Origin of the sequence: uncultured Cellulomonas sp. (assembly GCF_947494015.1) — a bacterium.
Lineage (GTDB): Bacteria > Actinomycetota > Actinomycetes > Actinomycetales > Cellulomonadaceae > Pengzhenrongella.
This window is the reverse complement of the sequence record NZ_CANLTL010000008.1, coordinates 153,720-173,782: the sequence shown is the minus strand read 5'-3', so window position 1 is coordinate 173,782 and position 20,063 is coordinate 153,720. Positions and strand designations below refer to the sequence as shown.

Below are 20,063 nucleotides of genomic sequence, written 5' to 3'. Positions count from 1 at the left end.
GAGGCGACGGTGATCCTTCACGGCGTCCACCTCGTCATCGCGGAGGAGGCGCGGGCCGATGTCGTGAAGAAGGTCTCGTGCCAGACCTCGAGGCACAGGAGGGTCCAGATCCGGTTCGCCTCGTCGAAGCGACCGGTCTCGTGCCGGTCGATCAGCCCGCGGACCCGCGTCCGATCGAGAGTCTCCGCCACGAACGAGCCCTCCCCGGTCAGCCGGTCCCGCACGGAGTCGCGCAGCGCACCGCGGAACCACGCGTCCAGAGGCACCCGGAACCCGACTTTGCGGCGGTCGACGACCTCCTGCGGGAGGTAGCGCCGAGCGACCTCCTTGAGCACCCACTTGGTGGTGCCTCCGCGTAGCTTGACCGAGGACGGCAGTCGGAAAGCGAGCTCGACCAACCGGTGGTCGAGCAGCGGCGGACGCAGCTCGAGGGACGTGGCCATAGACATCCGGTCGCCGCGCTCCAGCAGGTTGTCCGGGAGCCAGGTGGCCAGATCGGCAGCGAGCATCCTGGCGATGACGTCCCGCCGGGGCCCGTCCGACGCCCCCTCGCCGTCCCGCCTCAAGGTGCCCGGCAGCAGGGCCGCCCGCTCCTCCGGGGTGAAGGGCGCGAACCACATGGCGAACCGCTCCTCCTCGGAAGCCGCGCCGGCGGCCCGGACAACGATCCGAGCACGTGCCGCGCGCGACCCCAGTCGGCGCTCCACCAACGATGTCGCTGCCTTGCGCACGGGCACGGGAAGCGCGTCCACCAGCCCCACCGGGCGGGCCCAGCGGTACTTCGGGTACCCCGCGAAGAGCTCGTCGCCGCCCTCCCCGGACAGCACGACGCGGACGTGTCGGCGAGCGAGCTCCGCCAGCCGGAAGACGGCGATGTCGGCGGGCTCGGACACCGGTGCGTCACGGTGCCAGGTGAGCCGGGGCCACAGGTGCTCGAAGTCGTCCGGACGCACGTGGACCTCGTGGTGCTCGGTCCCGAGGTGCTCGCTGACCAGTCGCGCCCAGGGCAGCTCGTCGTGCCGTGGGTCGCCGAAGCCGGCCGCGAAGGTCTGGACGCCCGCGGATCCGCGGAGGGCGGCCATCACTGCGACGATGAGGCTGCTGTCCACCCCACCGCTGAGGTAGCTGCCGACGGGGACGTCGGCGACCAGGGAAGCGCGGACGGCGTCCCGGACCGCTTCGTCGACGGCCTCGACCGCAGTCGCGGGTGACCACGTGCTCGGCTCGTCCTGCTCGGGGAGGCTCCAGTAGCGGCTCACCCGCACCGATCCGTCCGGTCGGACCTCGGCGCGGTGCCCTGGCGGGACCTTCTTGATTCCGGCGAACAGCGTGTGAGGTGCCGGGACCGCCCGGCGAGCCAGGTAGGCGTCCAGGCTCTCGAGGTCGACGTCCGGCGTCGACGGGAGGACGGCGAGGATGGCCTTCACCTCGGACGCGGCGACCAGGCGCGACCGCCTCAGGGTGTAGTGCAGCGGCAGGATGCCGAGGCGGTCGCGGACCAGGTGCGTGATGCCCGTCAGACGATCGTGAGCGATGAACGCGAACTGGCCGCGGAGCAGGTGCACGACGTCGATGCCCTCGCACCGCAGGCCGGCGAGCAGCACCTCGGTGTCCCCGCTCGTCCGGTACGGGTAGTCGAAGCGGTCCCGCAGCTCCCGGTAGTTGAAGATCTCGCCGTTGAAGACCAGGTGCCAGCGCCCGTCCACACTCGACATGGGCTGGTGGGAGGCCGCGAGGTCGATGATCGAGAGCCGGGTGTGCGCCAGACCGATCGGCCCGTCGACCCAGTGCCCGGCCTCGTCGGGCCCGCGGTGGCGCAGCGTGGCAGCCATGGCCGCCAGGTCGTCGGGGACCACGACCGAGGCGTCCAGGTGCCGGATCAGCCCGATCCCGCACATCAGCGGGCTCGCACGGACGTGGCGATGTCCACCAGGACGCGCGCCCGGGTGCTCCACGCGCAGTCGAGCACGGACGAGCGCCTCAGCCGCGGATCCCCGGGTTCGGCCAGAGCAGCGCGTACGCGGTCCACGAACTCGGCCCGGTCACGGGCGACCGCGATCCGGTCACGGTAGGAGTCCACCTCCGGGTACTCGGTCGTCACCACCGGCAGGCCGAGAGCCAGGTACTCCTTGAGCTTGACCGGGTTCGCGAACCGGATCCACTCGTTGTCCAGCCAAGGCATCAGAGCGACGTCGAAGCCACGCCCGAGGGCGGGGATCTGCTCGTAGGGCCGGTGACCCAGCCAGTGGACGTTCGGCAGGCTGGTCAGCTCGTCCAGGTCGCACGTCGCGTCCCCGATGAGGACGAGCTGCGCCTCCGGGACGCCGCGGGCCGTCTCCACGAGCAGCTTGAGGTCCACGACGTAGTCGTCGATGCCGCCGAAGAAGCCCATCCGCGGCCGCGGGATGCCCGCCATCTCCGGCTCGTCGCGCGACCGCGGGTCCCAGGTGAAGCGCGCGAGATCGACCCCGTGGTCGAGGAACACGCCGCGGTCGCCGACGACGGCGCGGTCGAGCGCCATGAGCTCGTGGCTCACGTAGAGCACGCGGTCCGAGTCCGCCAGCAGCGCTCGTTCGAGCCCTGCCACCCAGGACCCGTCGGCCTCGGGGAAGGCGGAGTGGAGGTCGGACCGGTTGAACAGGAGCGCCGAGCGCCCCATCCGGCGCACGACCGGCCACGCGGTCGGGATGGTCACGCCGACGTACGGGTGCCGGCCGGCGCCGATCCACCGGGCCACCAGAGCGACCTGTCGACGGACGAGCCACGCGCTGAACCGGGCGCCAGCGGTCTCACCGTAGAAGGGCAGGAAGAGCGGCGTCATGACGTGGAAGCGGGGCAGCTCCGGGAGAGGCCGACGCACGAGCTTGGTCATGCTGCGGGCCTTGCGGGCGATGCGTCGCCAGGGCTGGGTGCTGACGCCCTTGCGCGGCAACCGCAGCCCCAGCGAGTTCACCACGAGGACCGGCCGGTCGAGCGCCACCTCGCGCATGAGCTGGAAGTCGGAGTGCGCCTGGTTGTGGTACCACCAGTCCTGCGCGACGAACCACACGAAGCCCGGCTCCTCAGGCCGGGCGTCGGCTCGCCTCCGCGCGGTGACGGCGGCGCGCACGCCGGCTCGGGCGGAGGCCCGCACCGGCAGTCGCAGGACCTCGCCGAGGGCCACGCCGGCAGTGAACGCCGCTGTCCGTGTCGGCCCGTGGTGGCGGCCGTAGTGACGGACCCGGTTCCGGACGAGGTGCGCCCACAGCCGGGCGTCCGCCCCGTAGGGTCCGCCGACGTGCTCGGCGACCGCTCGGGGCTCGTATCTCACCCGGTACCCGGCCGCCCGGGCCCGCTGGCAGTAGTCGACCTCCTCGGAGTAGAGGAAGAAGGTCTCGTCCCACGCCCCGACGGCCGAACGGCACGCGCGGGAGATCGCCAGCACGGCGCCGGTCGCCCAGTCGACGTCGCGGGCCGCCGAGTACGACGACTGGTCCGTCAGGACCTCGCCAGCTCCATGTCGTCCCGCGACCGTGCCGCCGAGGATGGCCTCGGCCCACGCACTGGCCACGGAGGGGTCACGGCGAAGCGACAGCGCGACGACGTCGTGCGCGTCGCGCAGCTGTGGCGCGGCGATGCCGACGCTCGGTTCGGCGAGTGCCGACAGCAGGTGGTGGCCGCACCCCGCGCGCAGCCGCACGTCGGGGTTGAGGACGAGGACAGCTCCGTCCAGTGTGGCGGCTGCGACGCCGGCGTTGATCCCGGCGGCATACCCGGCGTTGCACCCCATCCGGACGACGAGCGCGTCGGCGCACGTTCTCTCGACCAGCTCAGGGGTCCCGTCGGTGGAGTCGTTGTCGACCACGACGACCTCCCACGACGGCACCCCGTCGAGCCCGGTCGCCAGCGAGTCGAGCAGGCCGGTGATGACCGATGCGCTGTTGTACGTCACCACCACGACGCTCAGCGGCTCGGTGTCGAGGAGCGGGTCGTCCCTGGTCATGCCATCTCCTCGAGGTGCGTCGGGGCTGGCGTGGCGCTCAGCGTGCCCTCCCCGACGCCGCGCCTGAGCTGGGGCTCTCGGCGGCCGCGGTCTCCGCCGGGCGGCGGAGCGGTCTGGCGCCGAGCGCCCGCTCGTACGCCCGGAGCAGGTGCGGGACGGAGTGCTCCCAGGAGAGCTCCCGCTCGAACCGCTCCCGCCCCGTCGCCCCCATGCGGGCGCGCCTGGCCGGGTCGTCCAGCAGCTCGACGATGCTCTCGGCGAAGGAGAGCGGGTCGTTCCGACGGGCGTAGAGGCTGGCGTCGCCTGCCGAGCGGCGACCTTCACGCAGGTCGAACTGCACGATCGGCTTACCGAGCGCCATGTACTCGAGGACCTTGTTCATGGTGGAGATGTCGTTCATCTCGTTCCACTCGTCGGGGTTCACGCAGACGTCCGCCGTCGCGAGCAGCTCGGCCAGCTCCTCCTCGCTGACCCGGCCGAGGAGGGCGACGTTGTCCTTCAGCCCCATCTGCGCGACACGCTCGACCAGGCGGGGGAACTCCGGACCCGACCCCGCGAGCGAGAACTGCACGTCTGTCCGGCCCCACCGGTTGACGACGATGTCGGCGGCGTCGAGCAGGTAGTCGATCCCCTCCTGGATGCCCATCACCCCGACGTACGCCACCAGGTGCCGCTTGCCGCGTCGCGCGGCCGGCTCCTCCCTGGCGGCGCCGAACCGACCGAGGTCCGGGCCCGAGCGGACCACGAAGACGTCGTCGGCCAGCATCCGGCCCCGTTCCAGCGCGATGCGCCGGTAGCTCTCGTTCGTAGCCATGGAGACGCATGCCGTCGCGAAGGTCAGGCGCTCGAGGAGCTCCAGGAGCCGCACCAGGCGGCTGTCCCGTGACCGCCCCTTGGCCACGAGCAGCTCCGGGCAGGCGTCGTGGTGGTCGAACACGAACTGCGTGCCGACCAGCCGGAACGGCAACGCCACCAGGAACAGCAGGTCCGGCGGGTTGCACGCCTGGATGACGTCGATCCGGCGGGACAGGTGCACCTTGAGCGCCAGAGCCAGCTGCCACGCGAGGGCCCACGGGTACTCCATCAGGTATCCAGCCGTGCCACGCGCCTCGTACGGGCTCGGGTACCGATGGATCCGCACCCCGTCACGCACCTCGGTGGCGGCGGGATCCTGCGCCGACCTCGGGCAGATCACGTCGACGTCGTACCCGGCGGACGTCAGGGTCCGGGCCTCCTGCCACACCCGGCGGTCGAAGGGCACGGAGAGGTTCTCGACCAGGATCAGCACGTGAGGTCGGCGGCGTGAGCCGGCCGCGTCCGCAGCGGTCACCACGTCAGGCCCACGTAGTTGGGTGCCTCATGCCCGTCGCGGGCGATGCCGCAGAGGTCCAGGACCGTCTGCTCCGGCTTCGCGTCGGTGACCACGGAGGCATAGGCGGGATTGCACTGCGTCACGACGATGGCCTCGGCGCCGTCGAGCACGGCGGGCAGGTCGTCGGAGAGGTGCTGCGCGACGTGGGGCAGAACTCGGAGCACGTACTCCCGGTTCGCGCCGATGAGGTGGGCGAGGTTCACGTGCTCGTCGTGGATGGTGACGTCGTACCCCTTGCCGAGCAGCCGCTCCGCCAGCTCCAGCGCCGGACTCTCCCGCAGGTCGTCCGTGCCGTACTTAAACGCGAGGCCCAGGAGCGCGATCTTCCGTGCGCCCACCGACCGGATCTTCTCGAGCGCGAGCTCGAGGTGTGCGACGTTGCTGGGCAGGATCGACTCGAGAAGGGGCACCTTCGCCCCGCTGCGGTGCGCCCGGTAGGTGAGCGTCCGAAGGTCTTTGGGGAGGCAGGACCCGCCGAAGGCGAAGCCCGGCGTGAGGTAGTTCCGGGAGATGTTGAGTCGGGTATCCGACATGAAGATTCGCATGACGGCGTGGCTGTCGACCCCCTCCGCATCCGCGACCCGGCCGATCTCGTTCGCGAAGGCCACCTTGAGGGCGTGCCAGGCGTTGTCCGTGAACTTGACGAGCTCGGCGACTCCGATGGACGTCCTGGTCACGGAGCACTCGATCGACTCGTACAGACCGCACGCCGTGGCATAGGACCGGTCGTCGTCCGCGCCCACCACGCACTTGGGAGGGTGGAGGAAGTCGGCCACGGCCGTGCCCTCCCGGAGGAACTCGGGCGAGAACGCGACCCCGAAGTCCTGGCGCCACCGCTTGCCCGACGTGCGCTCGAGGATGGGGATGAGCTCGGAGTGGACGGTCCCCGGCGGCACGGTCGACGTGACGAGGACGAGTCGCCATCCCTCCGCCCGGCCGAGCGCGTGGCCGATCTCCTGCATGACCTTGTGGACATCGAGGAGGTGGACGTCGCCGTTGCGCCCCGACGGCGTCCCTACGCAGACCAGCACGATGTCGGACTCCACCACCGCGGCTGCGAGGTCGTCGGTGGCGCGCAGGCGACCGTCACGGACGTTCGTCTCGACGAGCTGGTCCAGCCCGGCCTCGCTCACCGGGCTGATGCCGTCGAGCAGCTGGGCGGTCTTGATGGGGTTCACGTCCACCCCGATCACGCTGTGGCCTGCTTCGGCCAGGCACGCGCTGGTCACCGTTCCGACGTACCCGAGGCCCACAACGGCGATGTCCATGGTCCCACCTCCCTCGACGGCGATTCCTGGTGCCGTACCAGTGTGGCGCCGATCTCACCCGAAATGTCCAAATTTGCCCGATGTAGTTCTGCCCAAGTTGCGCGGAGGTGCGAGATGTGGCATAGCCGTCGGTCCGTCGAACCCGCGTCGGTCCCGCGCAGGCTCGTGCAGGCCCGTGCAGCGCGAGCTCGCACACGACGTGCCGGGCGATCTCGAGCGCCGTCGTGGCGGCCGGGGATGATGCGTTGAGGACGTGCGCACCCGCCGAGGACCGGACGCCGCCATGGGTCGTCGGCCAGCCCGCCCCGGCGTACCGCCCGGGCGCACGCGGCCGGTGCCGGCAGCGGGTCCTCCACCCGGACCTGCGAGACGAGCCGGACCAGTGACCGGGCGAACAGCCCGCCGAACGCACTCCGGGCGACCCGTGCCGCACCGGTCACGGCCGCCCGGCGGCCATGACCACGGTCCCGGCCACGACGTCAGGGGTCCGCGAGGCTTCTGAGGCTGCGCCGCGCCGGGCACCCTCGCCGGTGAGCGCGGGGCTTTCGCGGGGACCGGCGTGGACCCCGCCGGAGTATCCCCACCTGCTCAGCGCGAGGTCCGCCGCCTCCACGACCGGGACGTCGTCGTGCGCCGTCGGCCGGCAAGCGGTTGGGACCCATGACGCCGCGGCCGACCACACCGAGGCGAGGCACAGGCGCCGTGGCCCATGGGTGGCTGGCGTGGGCGCGAACATGCGACGTGCGAGGAGCGGCGCGTGGCCGCGGCCGCGGTGACTCCTCGGGCGGCGCCGGACGTCCGCCGTAAGATAGGTCTGCACCCCGGATCCGCACGGATCTGGGTCGTTCCTGCTGCGCCGGGACGTCCGGCGCCCCCCTCGCTTCCCCAGAGACAGTGGTCCCACGCGCATGAACCTCTCCGGTCTGCTCCCCGCCCTCCTCGCCGACCCGGCCGCCGCCGAGGCGGTCTCGCTGGTCGGTGCCCGCGGCCTGGTCGACGTCGTCGCGCCCGCCGGCGCCCGCCCGCCGCTGCTGGCCGCGATGGCCGGCGCCCAGTCGCACGCGGGGGACGCGCCGCCGTCGGGCACAGCGACGTCGAGCACGCCGGCCCGTCCGCTCGTGGTGGTCACCGCGACCGGGCGGGACGCCGACGACCTGGCCGGCTCGCTGCGCTGCTACCTGCCCGAGGACGACGTCGCGGTGCTGCCGGCGTGGGAGACGCTGCCGCACGAGCGGCTGTCCCCGCGCAGCGACACCGTGGCCCGGCGGCTCGCGGTGTTCCGGCGCCTGGCCCACCCTGCCGAGACCGCGGGGCACACGGGGCCCATCCGTGTGCTCGTCATGCCGGTGCGGGCGCTGCTGCAGCCGGTCGTCGCGGGCCTGGGCGAGCTGGAGCCGGTCGAGCTCAACGTGGGTGACACGGCGGACCTCGAGGCGGTCGCCGAGCGCCTGTCCGCCGCCGCCTACGCGCGGGTGGACATGGTCGAGCGGCGCGGGGAGTTCGCGGTCCGCGGCGGGATCCTCGACGTGTTCCCGCCCACCGAGGACCACCCGCTGCGGGTGGAGTTCTGGGGCGACCAGGTCGAGGAGGTGCGCTGGTTCGCCGTCGCCGACCAGCGCTCCCTCGAGGTCGCCAACCACGGCGTGTGGGCGCCGCCGTGCCGGGAGATCCTGCTCACCGAGGCCGTGCGTGCCCGCGCCGCCGAGCTCGCCGAGCAGCTGCCCGGCGCCGCGGAGATGCTCGACCGCCTGGCCCAGGGCATCGCCGTGGAGGGCATGGAGTCCCTCGCCCCGGCGCTGGTCGACTCGATGGTGCCGGTCCTGGAGCTCGTCCGCGCGGACGCGCTCCTGGTCGTCGCGGACCCCGAGCGCGTCCGCCGCCGTGCCCACGACCTGGTCGCGACCACCGAGGAGTTCCTCGCCGCGGCCTGGACCTCGGCCGCAGCGGGCGGCCAGACCCCGCTGGACCTGCGGGCCGCCTCGTTTGCGACCTTCGCCGACGTCCGGCACATCGCCGCCCGGCGCGGGCTGGGCTGGTGGACGCTGAGCGCGTTCGGCATGGCGCCGTCCGACGCCGACGACGACGCGACCGGCACCGTCGGCGACGCCCGGCACACCGACGACGACGAGGCGACGACCCTCACGCTCGCCGCGCGCGACGTCGAGGGCTACCGCGGCGACGTCGAGCGCGCCGTCACCGACGTGCGCGCTCTGCAGCGCGACGGGTGGCGGCTGGTGCTGACCACCGAGGGTCACGGGCCCGCCCGGCGGATGGTCGAGCAGCTCGTCGCCGCCGACGTCCCGGCCCGGCTGGTCGGCGAGATCGGCGCCGAGCCCGACGGCGGCGTGGTGCTGGTGACCCCGGCCCCGGTCGGGCCGGGGTTCGTCTCGCCGGACCTGCGCCTGGCGGTGTTCTCCGAGTCGGACCTGACCGGCCGCGCGGGCGCCTCCACGAAGGACATGCGCCGGATGCCGTCGCGGCGCCGCAACGTCGTCGACCCGCTGCAGCTGCGCACCGGGGACTTCGTCGTGCACGAGCAGCACGGCGTCGGCAAGTTCGTCGAGCTGGTCCAGCGCACCCTGGGCGCCGGGGCCAACGCCGCCACTCGCGAGTACATGGTCATCGAGTACGCGTCGTCCAAGCGCGGGCAGCCGGGCGACCGGCTGTTCGTGCCGACCGACCAGCTCGACCAGGTCACCAAGTACTCCGGAGGCGAGTCGCCGTCGCTGAACAAGATGGGCGGCGGGGACTGGGCCAAGACCAAGGGCCGCGCCCGCAAGGCGATCAAGGAGATCGCCGGTGAGCTCATCCGGCTGTACTCCGCGCGGATGGCCACGGCCGGGCACGCCTTCGGCCCCGACACCCCGTGGCAGCGCGAGCTCGAGGACGCCTTCGCCTACGTCGAGACGCCCGACCAGCTCGCCACCATCGAGGAGGTCAAGGCGGACATGGAGAAGTCGGTCCCGATGGACCGGCTCGTGTGCGGCGACGTCGGCTACGGCAAGACGGAGATCGCGATCCGTGCCGCCTTCAAGGCGGTTCAGGACGGCAAGCAGGTCGCCGTCCTGGTCCCGACGACGCTGCTGGTCCAGCAGCACCTGGACACGTTCACCGAGCGGTACGCGCCGTTCCCGGTGACGGTCCGCTCGCTGTCCCGCTTCCAGACCGACGCCGAGGCCAAGGAGGTCGTCGCCGGTCTCGCCGACGGCAGCGTCGACGTCGTCATCGGCACCCACCGGCTGATCACCGGCGAGGTGCGGTTCAAGGACCTCGGCCTGGTGATCGTCGACGAGGAGCAGCGCTTCGGCGTCGAGCACAAGGAGACGCTCAAGCAGCTGCGGACCAACGTCGACGTGCTCGCGATGAGCGCGACGCCGATCCCGCGCACCCTGGAGATGGCCGTCACCGGCATCCGGGAGATGTCCACCCTGGCCACCCCGCCGGAGGAGCGCCACCCCGTCCTGACGTTCGTCGGCGCGTACGACGAGAAGCAGATCACCGCCGCGGTCCGGCGCGAGCTCCTGCGCGAGGGCCAGGTCTTCTACGTCCACAACAAGGTGGAGTCCATCGAGCGCACCGCGGCCCGGCTGCACGAGCTCGTGCCCGAGGCCCGGGTCGCCGTCGCGCACGGGAAGATGAACGAGCACACGCTCGAGCAGGTCATCGCGGACTTCTGGGAGAAGAAGTTCGACGTCCTCGTCTGCACGACGATCGTCGAGACCGGCCTGGACATCTCCAACGCCAACACCCTCATCCTCGAGCGCGCCGACGTGCTGGGCCTGTCCCAGCTGCACCAGCTGCGCGGTCGGGTCGGGCGCGGGCGTGAGCGGGCGTACGCCTACTTCCTGTACCCGCCCGAGCGACCGCTCACCGAGACCGCGCACGACCGGCTCGCGACCATGGCGGCGCACACCGACCTGGGGTCCGGCATCCAGATCGCCATGAAGGACCTCGAGATCCGCGGCGCCGGGAACCTGCTGGGCGGTGAGCAGTCCGGGCACATCGCCGGGGTCGGGTTCGACCTCTACATCCGGATGGTCGGCGAGGCGGTCGCCTCGTTCCGTGGTGACAGCGAGCCCGAGGCGCCCGAGGTCACCATCGAGCTGCCGGTCGACGCGCACATCCCGCACGACTACATCGCGCACGAGCGGCTGCGCCTGGAGGCGTACCGCAAGATCGCGGGAGCGGGTTCCGCGGACGACATCGCGGGCGTCCGGGCCGAGCTCGTCGACCGGTACGGCCCCGTGCCGGAGGTCGTGGAGAACCTGTTCGCGGTCGCCGGGTTCCGCAACGCCGCACGCGCGGCAGGCCTGACCGACGTCACCGCGCAGGGCAAGTTCGTCCGGCTGGCCCCGGTGGAGCTGCCGGAGTCCGCCCAGCTGCGGCTCAAGCGCCTGTACCCGGGCACCGTCCAGAAGCCGGCGCTGCGCACCATCCTGGTCCCGTTCCCGACGACGGCGCGGATCGGCGGCAAGCCCCTGCACGGCGCGGACGTGCTCGCGTGGGCCCGTCAGCTGGTCGACGCGGTGATCGTCGGCGACGTCGCGACCGCGGCGGCGGTGGGGACCGCAGCGGCCGCGCGCTGACCCGCGGCCGGGGCGGCGCCACCGCCTCGACCGCCGGTGGCCACGGTCACGTTCCGTCGGGTACCGGCACGGCCCCGTCGGTGCCGTCGGCGCACGCCGCGCCGGTGCGCCGCGCGGCCCGGCCCGTCGTCGGCCCCGTGCGGCCTAGCATGTGCAGCGGTCGACGACGACGCGATGGCGAGCACGTGGAGGTCTGCGGTGACGGTGCGCCCGGCAGTGACGGTGCGGTCTTCGGTACGGCGGCGCGCAGCCGCGGGCGTGGTGGCCCTCGCGGCGCTGGTGGCCGGCGGGTGCACCCAGCAGAGCGGTGCCGCCGCCCTGGTGGAGGGTCGAACCATCCCGGTCGCCGAGCTGGACGCCGCGACCGCCGAGCTCGGGCCGTACCTGCAGGACGCCACCCCGGCCGCGATCCTGGTCATCCTCGTCGCCGAGCCGACCTTCGAGCGGGTCGCCGCCCAGAGCGGCATCACGGTCTCCGACCAGCAGGCCCGCGAGGTCCTCGACAACCTCTCCCGGGGTGCCCAGGCCGGCCAGGGGACGGACGGCGCCGCCCCGGGCGACTTCAGTGACGGCGCGCTGTCGGTGGCGCGGTTCACCCTGCTCCAGCAGCAGCTGCAGCAGCTCCCGGACGCCGAGCGGGTCGTGGCCCAGCTCAACGACGAGCTCCTCGACCTCGACGTCGAGGTCAACCCGCGGTACGGCCGGCTGGACTTCGCCGAGGGCGGGATACTGCCGGCCGACCGTCCGTGGCTCGTCGCTCCCGACCCGGCGTGACGCCCGACGCGGTCGGTCCCCAGGTGGCCGCTGCCGGTGCGGCCGGTGACGGCGCGGGGGTGCGCCGGCTGGTCGAGGTCATGGACACCCTCCGATCGCCGGGCGGTTGCCCCTGGGACGCCCGGCAGTCGCACCGCTCGCTGGTGCCGTACCTGCTCGAGGAGTCGCACGAGCTCGCCGAGGCGATCGAGAACGACGACCGGGTCGAGATGCGCGAGGAGCTCGGCGACGTCCTGCTGCAGGTCGTCTTCCACGCCCGCGTCGCCCAGGAGCACCCGACCGACCCGTTCGACCTGGACGACGTCGCCGACGGGCTGACCGCCAAGCTCGTCCGGCGCCACCCGCACGTGTTCGCCGCCGACAGCGCCGCCGACGACACCCACGGGGCCGGCGGCGAGGACGCCGGCGGGGACCTGCACGTCCGCTGGGACCGGATCAAGAAGGCGGAGAAGGCCCGGACCTCCGTGCTCGACGGCGTCCCGCTCGCCCAGGGCGCGCTGTCGCGCGCCGCCAAGGTGCTCGCGCGCGCCGAGCGCGCCGGTCTGGTGGTCGACGTCGACCGGGTCGCCGACCAGCACACCGCCCGGTCGGCGGACGGGCCGGCCGGCGAGGCCGCGGCGGCTCGGATCGGTGCCCGGCTGCTGCGGCTGGTGGCCGAGGCGGGGGCTGCGGGGGTCGACGCGGAGGCTGCCCTGCGCGCCGCGTCACGCACGGCGGAGGCCACGATCCGGGCGCTCGAGACGGGCTGACCCTCATCGGGCGCCCGCACCGGCCGATGGGGAGCGCAACCGCGGCCCTGACCCGCGGGGGAGCGGCAGGACGGGGGGCCGAGCATGTTCCGGGCCGACCCCGCGGGCCTCGCGTACGCGTGCGCCGCCGTCGTCTTCGCGGTCGTCGCCACGGTGACCTGGCGTCGACGCGCCAGCAACCCCGCGGTCGCCGCGGCACTGGTGGCCGCCATGCTCGGGGCCTGCTGGTGGTCGCTGGCCGATGCCGTCGGCGTCGCCGCCGTCGACGAGACGGTCTCGGCCGTCGGGTGGCTCGCCGTCTTCCCCGGCCTCGGCGTGGCCGTGATCGCGTTCGCGTGCCTGGCCGGCTGCCTGGCCCGGCCACCGTGGGCGCCGTCGCGGCGCCTCGTGCTCGCGCTCGCGGCCGAGCCCGCCGTCGTGTCGCTGCTCGCAGCCACCAACCCCGCGCACCAGCTCGTGTACCGGGGGGCCGGAGCGGCCGAGCTCACCGGCTCCGCCGGCTGGACGTACGGGCCGTTCTTCTGGGTGCACTCCGCCTACAGCTACACCGTGATGCTCGTGGGCATCGTCATGGTCGCGCATGCCTGGTGGACGGCGCCGGCGCCGTTCCGAGCGCAGCGGCTCAGCATGCTCGTCGCGGTGCTCGTCCCGGCCGCGGCCAACATCGTCAACCTGTTCGACGGGCTGCCGCTGGACGTCGACCCCACGCCGATCGGCCTGTCCGTCACCGGCGTCATCATCGCCTGGTCGGTGTTCCGGCAGGACCTCATCACGTTCACCCCGGTCGCCCGCGGGCTCATCCTCGAGCACATCAGCGACGCGATCATCGCCGTCGGCCCCGCGGGTCGGGTGATCGACGCCAACCCGGCCGGCGTCCGGCTCGTGCGGCGGCTGCACCCCGGGCGCGACGTTGACCTCGTCGGTGCGGTGGCGCGCGACCTGGTCGGCGCCATGTCCACGACCGACGACGGCGCCACGGAGGTCCGGGTCACCCTGGACGGTCGGCCCGCGGAGCTGCACGTGCGCAGCTCCGCACTCGTCGGCCGCAAGGGACGCCCACTGGGCAGCGTGCTGGTGATCCGGGACGTGACGGAGGTCAAGGCGCAGAGCCGGCGCCTGGAGGAGGCCAACGCCCAGCTCACCCAGCAGCTCGCGACCATCGAGCGGCTGCGTGCCGACCTCGAGGAGCAGGCGTCGCGGGACAGCCTGACCGGGCTGCACAACCGCCGGTACATGGTCCAGCGGCTGGAGGTCCTGCTCGCCCGGGCCCGGGACGCCGCCCGGCCGTTGAGCGTCGTGCTGCTCGACATCGACCGGTTCAAGCGCATCAACGACCACCACGGCCACCTGGCCGGCGACGCCGTCCTGGTCGAGGCGGCCGGCCGCATCGCCGCCGCCGCCCCGCCCGGGGCGCTCGTGGCGCGCTGGGGCGGTGAGGAGTTCTTCGTCGCCCTGCCGGGCGCCGACCTCGCCGCCGGGCTCGCGTTCGCCGAGCAGGTGCGCCGGGACGTCGAGGACCGCGGGATCGCCGTGGGGGACGCCGTCGTGCCGTGCACCGTCAGCGGCGGGGTGGCGACCTACCCGGCGTCGGGGGCCACCGCGGCGCAGCTGTTCCACGCCGCGGACCTGTCGCTGTACGAGGCCAAGGCCACCGGCCGCAACCGCGTGCTCGCCCAGCACCCGACGGTGCCCGCGCCGAGGCGGCCGTCGGGCGGCGAGCAGGCGCCCGGGCTGGCGGCGGCGCAGCCGACGGGGTCCGGCGCGGGCCGGACGTCCCCGGACCGGGTCGCCGATCAGCACTAGTCTGAGGTGGCATACCCCCCAGACGCCCGAAGGAGCTTTCATGGCCAGCATCGAGGCCGTAGGCGCCCGCGAGATCCTCGACTCGCGCGGCAACCCCACCGTGGAGGTCGAGGTCGCCCTCGACGACGGCACCATCGCCCGAGCAGCGGTCCCGTCCGGCGCGTCCACGGGCGCGTTCGAGGCCGTCGAGCGCCGGGACGGCGACAAGTCCCGGTACCTCGGCAAGGGGGTCGAGGACGCGGTCAACGCCGTCATCGACGACATCGCGCCCGAGCTGATCGGCTTCGAGGCGACCGAGCAGCGCCTCGTCGACGCCGCGCTCATCGACCTCGACGGCACGCCGAACAAGGCCAAGCTCGGCGCCAACGCGATCCTCGGCGTGTCGCTGGCCGTGGCCAAGGCCGCGGCCGACTCGGCCGACCTGCCGCTGTTCCGCTACGTCGGCGGGCCCAACGCGCACGTGCTGCCGGTGCCGATGATGAACATCCTCAACGGTGGGTCGCACGCCGACTCCAACGTCGACATCCAGGAGTTCATGGTCGCCCCGATCGGCGCCACGTCCTTCCGCGAGGCGCTGCGCACCGGCGCGGAGATCTACCACTCGCTGAAGTCGGTGCTGAAGTCCGAGGGCCTGGCCACCGGCCTGGGCGACGAGGGCGGCTTCGCGCCCAACCTGTCCAGCAACCGCGCCGCGCTCGACCTCATCCTGGTCGCCATCGAGAAGGCCGGCTTCACCCCCGGCCAGGACGTCGGCCTGGCGCTCGACGTCGCCGCGACCGAGTTCTTCGCCGACGGCGCCTACCGGTTCGAGGGCAAGGCGACCTCGCCGGACGAGATGCTCGCCTACTACGAGCAGCTGGTCAGCGACTACCCGCTGATCTCCATCGAGGACCCGCTCTCCGAGGACGAGTGGGACAGCTGGAGCCAGCTCGTGGCCACGATCGGCGGCCGCGTGCAGATCGTCGGCGACGACCTGTTCGTCACCAACCCGACCCGCCTGGCCAAGGGCATCGAGTCCAAGGCGGCGAACTCGCTGCTGGTCAAGCTGAACCAGATCGGCACGCTGACCGAGACGCTCGACGCGGTGACCCTCGCCCAGCGCAACGGGTTCACCGCGATGGTGTCGCACCGCTCCGGCGAGACCGAGGACGTCACGATCGCGGACCTGTCCGTCGCGACGAACGCGGGCCAGATCAAGACCGGCGCGCCGGCCCGTGGCGAGCGCATCAACAAGTACAACCAGCTGCTGCGCATCGAGGAGGAGCTGGACGACGCCGGCCGCTACGCCGGGCGCAGCGCGTTCCCGCGCCACGGCGCCTGATCGGGCCCGGCGCCTGATCGGGCCTGGCGCCTGAGCGGGCCGGGCGCCTGAGCGGGCCCGGCGCCTGACCGACCGCGGCCCGTCCGCGTGTGGCCCACCCGAGCCCGGCGATCCGTGGGGTCGCCGGGCTCGGGCGTGCCGGCGGTCGAGCCCGGCGGCGGGCAGGACACGTCGAAGACCGGGGGCTGCGGCCCGAACCGCCCGACGGAAGGCAGAATCGACCCCATGTCCCCCCGCCGCCCGAGCTCACCGCACGCGGGCGCCCGGGAGCAGACCTCGGGGACGACGGCGGCGGCCCGTGGGGTGCCGACCCCGCGCGGCGGCCGGCCGGTCACCGGCCGGGCGTCGTCCGGTCGGCCCGGCGCGCGTCCGTCGCGGGGCGCGGCGGGGCGATCGGGTGGCCGTGCCGCCTCGACCGGCCCGGCCTCGCGGGGGTCGGCCGGTGCGCCGGTCCGCGGCGTCGCCGGCGCCGCCCACGAGCCGGCCAGCCGGCTGCCGCGGATGTTCACGGTCCGCGCGATGGTGCTCTTCGTCGTGCTGCTGCTGGCGTTCGTGCTGCTCTTCCCGACCGTGCGCGCGCACCTGGCCCAGCAGGCCGAGAACCGCCAGCTCGCATCGGAGCTGGCCACGGCACGCGACCGGACCGAGGAGCTGCGGGCGGAGCTCGAGCGATGGGACGACCCCGCCTACGTCGCGGCCCAGGCGCGCGGCAGGCTGGCCTTCGTCCGGCCGGGGGAGACGTCCTACCGCGTCGTGGACCCCCAGGTCGTCCCCGACCCGACGGCGCCCGCGGTGCCGGAGGCGGGGGTCGGTCCGGCGCTCGTCCCCGAGGGCACCACGACGCCCTGGTACACCACCATCTGGGAGTCGGTCCGGATGGCGGGTGAGGCGCAGGTCGCGGAGGACGGGTCCGGCGTCGACCCCGCGGTGGAGCCCACGACCGGCACCCCGGCGGACCTGCCGGCACCCTGACCCCGTCGGTCGCCCCACCGGGCCTCCGACGACGCGCACCGGCGCCCCCCCGCAGGGGTGACGACCGGCGCGCAGCACCACCACCACGCCCGCCCTCGGGGCGGGCCCACGACGGACGGATTCCCGTGATCGACCCCCCACAGCCGTACGCGACGGGCGAGACCGTCGTCCAGCGCGACCTGGACACCCTGACCGAGCAGCTCGGCCGGGTCCCGCGCGGCGTCGTCGGCATCGCCGCGCGCTGCGTGTGCGGCCGCCCGCTGGTGGTGCGCACCGCGCCACGCCTGGACGACGGCACCCCGTTCCCCACGACGTACTACCTCACCGCTCCCGGCGCGGTCGCCGCCGTGAGCACGCTCGAGGCCGGCGGCCTGATGAAGGAGTGGACCGCCCGCCTGGCCGACGACGCCGAGCTCGCGGCCCGCTACGCGCGCGCGCACGAGCACTACCTCGCCCAGCGTGAGCAGCTCGGTCACGTCGAGGAGATCGCCGGCATCTCCGCCGGGGGGATGCCGACCCGGGTGAAGTGCCTGCACGTGCTGGTCGGCCACGCGCTTGCGGCCGGCCCCGGGGTGAACCCGCTGGGCGACGAGGCGCTCGCGCTCATCCGCGACACCTGGCGCCCCGACCGCTGCAGCTGCTGACCGTGCCGGATGGCAGGCTGGCGTCATGACACGCGTGGCTGCCATCGACTGCGGGACCAACTCCATCCGCCTCCTGGTCGCGGACGTCGACCCCGGCGCCGGGACGCTGACGGACCTGGACCGCCGGATGGAGGTCGTCCGGCTCGGGCAGGGCGTGGACCGCACCGGTCGGCTGGCCCCCGAGGCGCTCGAGCGGACGCTGGCCGCCACCCGGGACTACGCCGACACCTGCGAGCGCCTCGGCGTCGAGCGGGTCCGGTTCGTCGCCACCTCGGCCTCGCGTGACGCGGAGAACCGGGCCGACTTCGTCGACGGCGTGCGTGCGATCCTCGGCATCGAGCCCGAGGTGGTCGGTGGCCACGAGGAGGCGTCGCTGTCGTTCCGCGGCGCCACCAGCGTGCTGGCGGGCCGGCACCCGGGACCGTTCCTGGTGGTCGACATCGGCGGCGGGTCCACCGAGCTCGTCCTGGGCAGCTCCTCGCCGGACTCGATGGTCTCGATGGACGTCGGGTGCGTCCGCCTGACCGAGCGCCATCTGCACGACGACCCGCCGTCGCCCGCGCAGGCCGCCGCCGCCACCGCCGACGTCCGGGCGGCGCTGGACGCCGCGGCCGCCGAGGTGCCGCTCGGCCGCACCGCGACCCTGATCGGGGTGGCCGGCTCGGTCACCACGGTGACCGCCCACGCGCAGCGGCTGCCCGGCTACGACCCGGGACGGATCCACGGGGCGGTGCTCGGTGTCGACACCGTGCTGACCGCGTGCGCGGACCTGCTCGGCCGCACGCGCGCCGAGCGGGCCGCGCTGCCGTTCATGCACCCCGGCCGGGTCGACGTCATCGGCGCCGGCGCGCTGGTGTGGTCCGACGTCATCGCGCGCGTGCAGGGCGAGGTCGCGAAGGCCGGCGGCCGGCTCACCGAGGTGGTCACGTCCGAGCACGACATCCTCGACGGCATCGCGCTCAGCGCGGCGGACGCCGCCGGGCGCCAGGTGGACGGCTAGGGCCGGACCGACCCGGGGGTGTGGCCGGTATCACCGGTACCGGGATGAAGGTCCTACGCGGGCAGGCTACCGTTCGGGGTATGACCACGACTGTCTCCACCCCGGGTGACGCTGCCTCGAAGAGCGCGACGGGTCCCCGGCCTCGCAAGGTCCCGCGCATCGTCATCCTCGGTGGCGGCACGGTCGGCCTGTACTCCGCGCGGCGCCTGCGCAAGCGGCTGGGCAAGCAGGACGCGGCGATCGTCGTCGTCGACCCGCGGCCGTACATGACGTACGCCCCGTTCCTGCCCGAGACGGCGGCCGGGTCGATCGACCCGCGCAACGTCGTCGCCCCGCACCGCCGGGCGCTCAAGGGCGTCGACGTGCTGCAGGGCCACGTCTCGGAGATCAAGCACGCCGAGCGCACCGTGCAGATCACGCCCGAGGAGGGCGACCCGTACTGGATCACCTACGACCACCTCATCGTCGGCCTGGGCTCGGTGGCCCGGACCCTGCCGATCCCGGGGCTGGCGGAGGAGGCGATCGGCTTCAAGAACGTCGAGGAAGCCGTCGCGGTCCGCAACCACGTGCTCAACCGGATCGACGTCGCGTCGTCGACGTGGGACCCCGAGACCCGCAAGCGGCTGCTGACCTTCACCTTCGTCGGGGGCGGGTTCGCCGGCGTCGAGGCGCTCGCCGAGCTCGAGGACATGGCCCGTGCCGCCGTCGGCTACTACGACTCGATCGCGCCGGAGGACCTGCGGTTCGTGCTCGTCGAGGGCTCGCCGCGCATCCTGCCGGAGGTCAGCGAGGAGCTCGGCGGGTACACGCTCGAGCAGCTGCGCAAGCGCAACATCGAGGTGCACCTGTCGACGTTCCTCAACTCCTGCACCGGGGGCCACGTCGTCCTGTCGGACAAGACGGAGTTCGACTCGGACACGATCATCTGGACCGCGGGCGTCAAGGCGAACCCGGTGCTGAAGAACTCGGACCTGCCGCTGGACAAGATGGGTCGGGTCATCTGCCTGCCCACCCTGCAGATCGCCGAGGAGGACGGGACGATCGTCCCCGACGCCTGGGCCGCCGGGGACTGCGCCGCGGTCCCCGACCTGGTCAACCCGGGCAAGTTCTGCCCACCGAACGCCCAGCACGCGCTGCGCGAGGGCAATCACATCGGCGACAACCTCGCCAAGGTGCTGCGCAGCTCGACGCCGACCGACTACAAGCACAAGAACATCGGAGCCGTGGCGTCCCTGGGCATGTACAAGGGCGTCGCGCAGATGTTCGGCACGATCAAGGTCCGCGGCTTCCCGGCGTGGGTGCTGCACCGCAGCTACCACGTGATGGCCATGCCGACGCTCAACCGCAAGGTGCGCATCGCGGCCGGCTGGACCGGCTCCCTGCTGTTCCGCCGCGAGGTCGTCGCGCTCGGGTCGCTGCACGATCCGCGGGCGGAGTTCCGCAGCGCCTCCGAGCCGCCCAAGGTCAAGCCCGAGCAGGCCGAGGCCGCCCCACCCACCGCCAAGGACCAGGGCACCGCGCCGGACGTCTCCGTCGAGCAGGGCAAGGCCCCGTCCAAGGACGCCAGCAACTGGGACAAGTGACCCGTCGGC

At 73.4% G+C, this 20,063-nt stretch carries 13 protein-coding genes; 9 read left to right on the top strand and 4 right to left on the bottom strand.

Going from position 1 to position 20,063, the window contains the following annotated elements; genetic code table 11:
* Nucleotides 1-17 precede the first annotated feature (17 nt).
* The 4 genes from asnB to Q0840_RS11095 are packed head-to-tail and all read right to left on the bottom strand — an operon-like array spanning nt 18 to nt 6,622.
* The gene (gene asnB, locus Q0840_RS11110; RefSeq protein ID WP_298459531.1) at nt 18-1,898 is read right to left on the bottom strand and encodes an asparagine synthase (glutamine-hydrolyzing); all 1,881 of its coding nucleotides are present in this window, start codon (nt 1,896-1,898) and stop codon (nt 18-20) included.
* Nucleotides 1,898-3,982 carry a glycosyltransferase gene (locus tag Q0840_RS11105; RefSeq protein ID WP_298459530.1) on the bottom strand — a complete coding sequence of 695 codons (2,085 nt, stop codon included), beginning with the start codon at nt 3,980-3,982 and terminating at the stop codon, nt 1,898-1,900. The genes asnB and Q0840_RS11105 overlap by 1 nt, the downstream gene beginning before the upstream one ends.
* Nucleotides 3,983-4,019: 37 nt before the next feature.
* Nucleotides 4,020-5,312, bottom strand: a complete 1,293-nt coding sequence (locus Q0840_RS11100; RefSeq protein ID WP_298459529.1) for a glycosyltransferase family 4 protein — start codon at nt 5,310-5,312, stop codon at nt 4,020-4,022.
* Nucleotides 5,309-6,622 carry a nucleotide sugar dehydrogenase gene (locus Q0840_RS11095; RefSeq protein ID WP_298459528.1) on the bottom strand — a complete coding sequence of 438 codons (1,314 nt, stop codon included), beginning with the start codon at nt 6,620-6,622 and terminating at the stop codon, nt 5,309-5,311. Before Q0840_RS11095 ends, Q0840_RS11100 begins: the two co-directional genes overlap by 4 nt.
* Before the next feature lie 908 nt (nt 6,623-7,530).
* Here Q0840_RS11095 and mfd point away from each other — a divergent pair.
* The 9 genes from mfd (at nt 7,531) to Q0840_RS11050 (ending at nt 20,054) form a co-directional block, all read left to right on the top strand.
* On the top strand, nt 7,531-11,208 hold the full coding sequence (mfd, locus tag Q0840_RS11090) for a transcription-repair coupling factor (RefSeq protein ID WP_298459527.1): 3,678 nt from the start codon (nt 7,531-7,533) through the stop codon (nt 11,206-11,208).
* Between the two features lie 258 nt (nt 11,209-11,466).
* On the top strand, nt 11,467-11,982 hold the full coding sequence (locus Q0840_RS11085; protein ID WP_298459526.1) for a hypothetical protein: 516 nt from the start codon (nt 11,467-11,469) through the stop codon (nt 11,980-11,982).
* Nucleotides 11,979-12,731, top strand: a complete 753-nt coding sequence (locus tag Q0840_RS11080) for a MazG family protein (RefSeq protein ID WP_298459525.1) — start codon at nt 11,979-11,981, stop codon at nt 12,729-12,731. The genes Q0840_RS11085 and Q0840_RS11080 overlap by 4 nt, the downstream gene beginning before the upstream one ends.
* A gap of 84 nt (nt 12,732-12,815) precedes the next feature.
* Nucleotides 12,816-14,534, top strand: coding sequence for a diguanylate cyclase (locus tag Q0840_RS11075; RefSeq protein WP_298459524.1), 1,719 nt, complete (start codon nt 12,816-12,818; stop codon nt 14,532-14,534).
* A 40-nt stretch (nt 14,535-14,574) separates the two neighbouring features.
* Nucleotides 14,575-15,855, top strand: a complete 1,281-nt coding sequence (gene eno, locus Q0840_RS11070; RefSeq protein WP_298459523.1) for a phosphopyruvate hydratase — start codon at nt 14,575-14,577, stop codon at nt 15,853-15,855.
* A 225-nt stretch (nt 15,856-16,080) separates the two neighbouring features.
* Nucleotides 16,081-16,827, top strand: coding sequence for a septum formation initiator family protein (locus tag Q0840_RS11065; RefSeq protein WP_298459522.1), 747 nt, complete (start codon nt 16,081-16,083; stop codon nt 16,825-16,827).
* Between the two features lie 125 nt (nt 16,828-16,952).
* Nucleotides 16,953-17,471 carry a DUF501 domain-containing protein gene (locus Q0840_RS11060; RefSeq protein WP_298459521.1) on the top strand — a complete coding sequence of 173 codons (519 nt, stop codon included), beginning with the start codon at nt 16,953-16,955 and terminating at the stop codon, nt 17,469-17,471.
* A gap of 25 nt (nt 17,472-17,496) precedes the next feature.
* A complete protein-coding gene (locus Q0840_RS11055) occupies nt 17,497-18,471 on the top strand; it encodes a Ppx/GppA phosphatase family protein (RefSeq protein ID WP_298459520.1) in 975 nt (324 codons plus the stop codon).
* An 80-nt stretch (nt 18,472-18,551) separates the two neighbouring features.
* Nucleotides 18,552-20,054 carry an NAD(P)/FAD-dependent oxidoreductase gene (locus tag Q0840_RS11050; protein WP_298459519.1) on the top strand — a complete coding sequence of 501 codons (1,503 nt, stop codon included), beginning with the start codon at nt 18,552-18,554 and terminating at the stop codon, nt 20,052-20,054.
* Nucleotides 20,055-20,063: the final 9 nt, after the last annotated feature.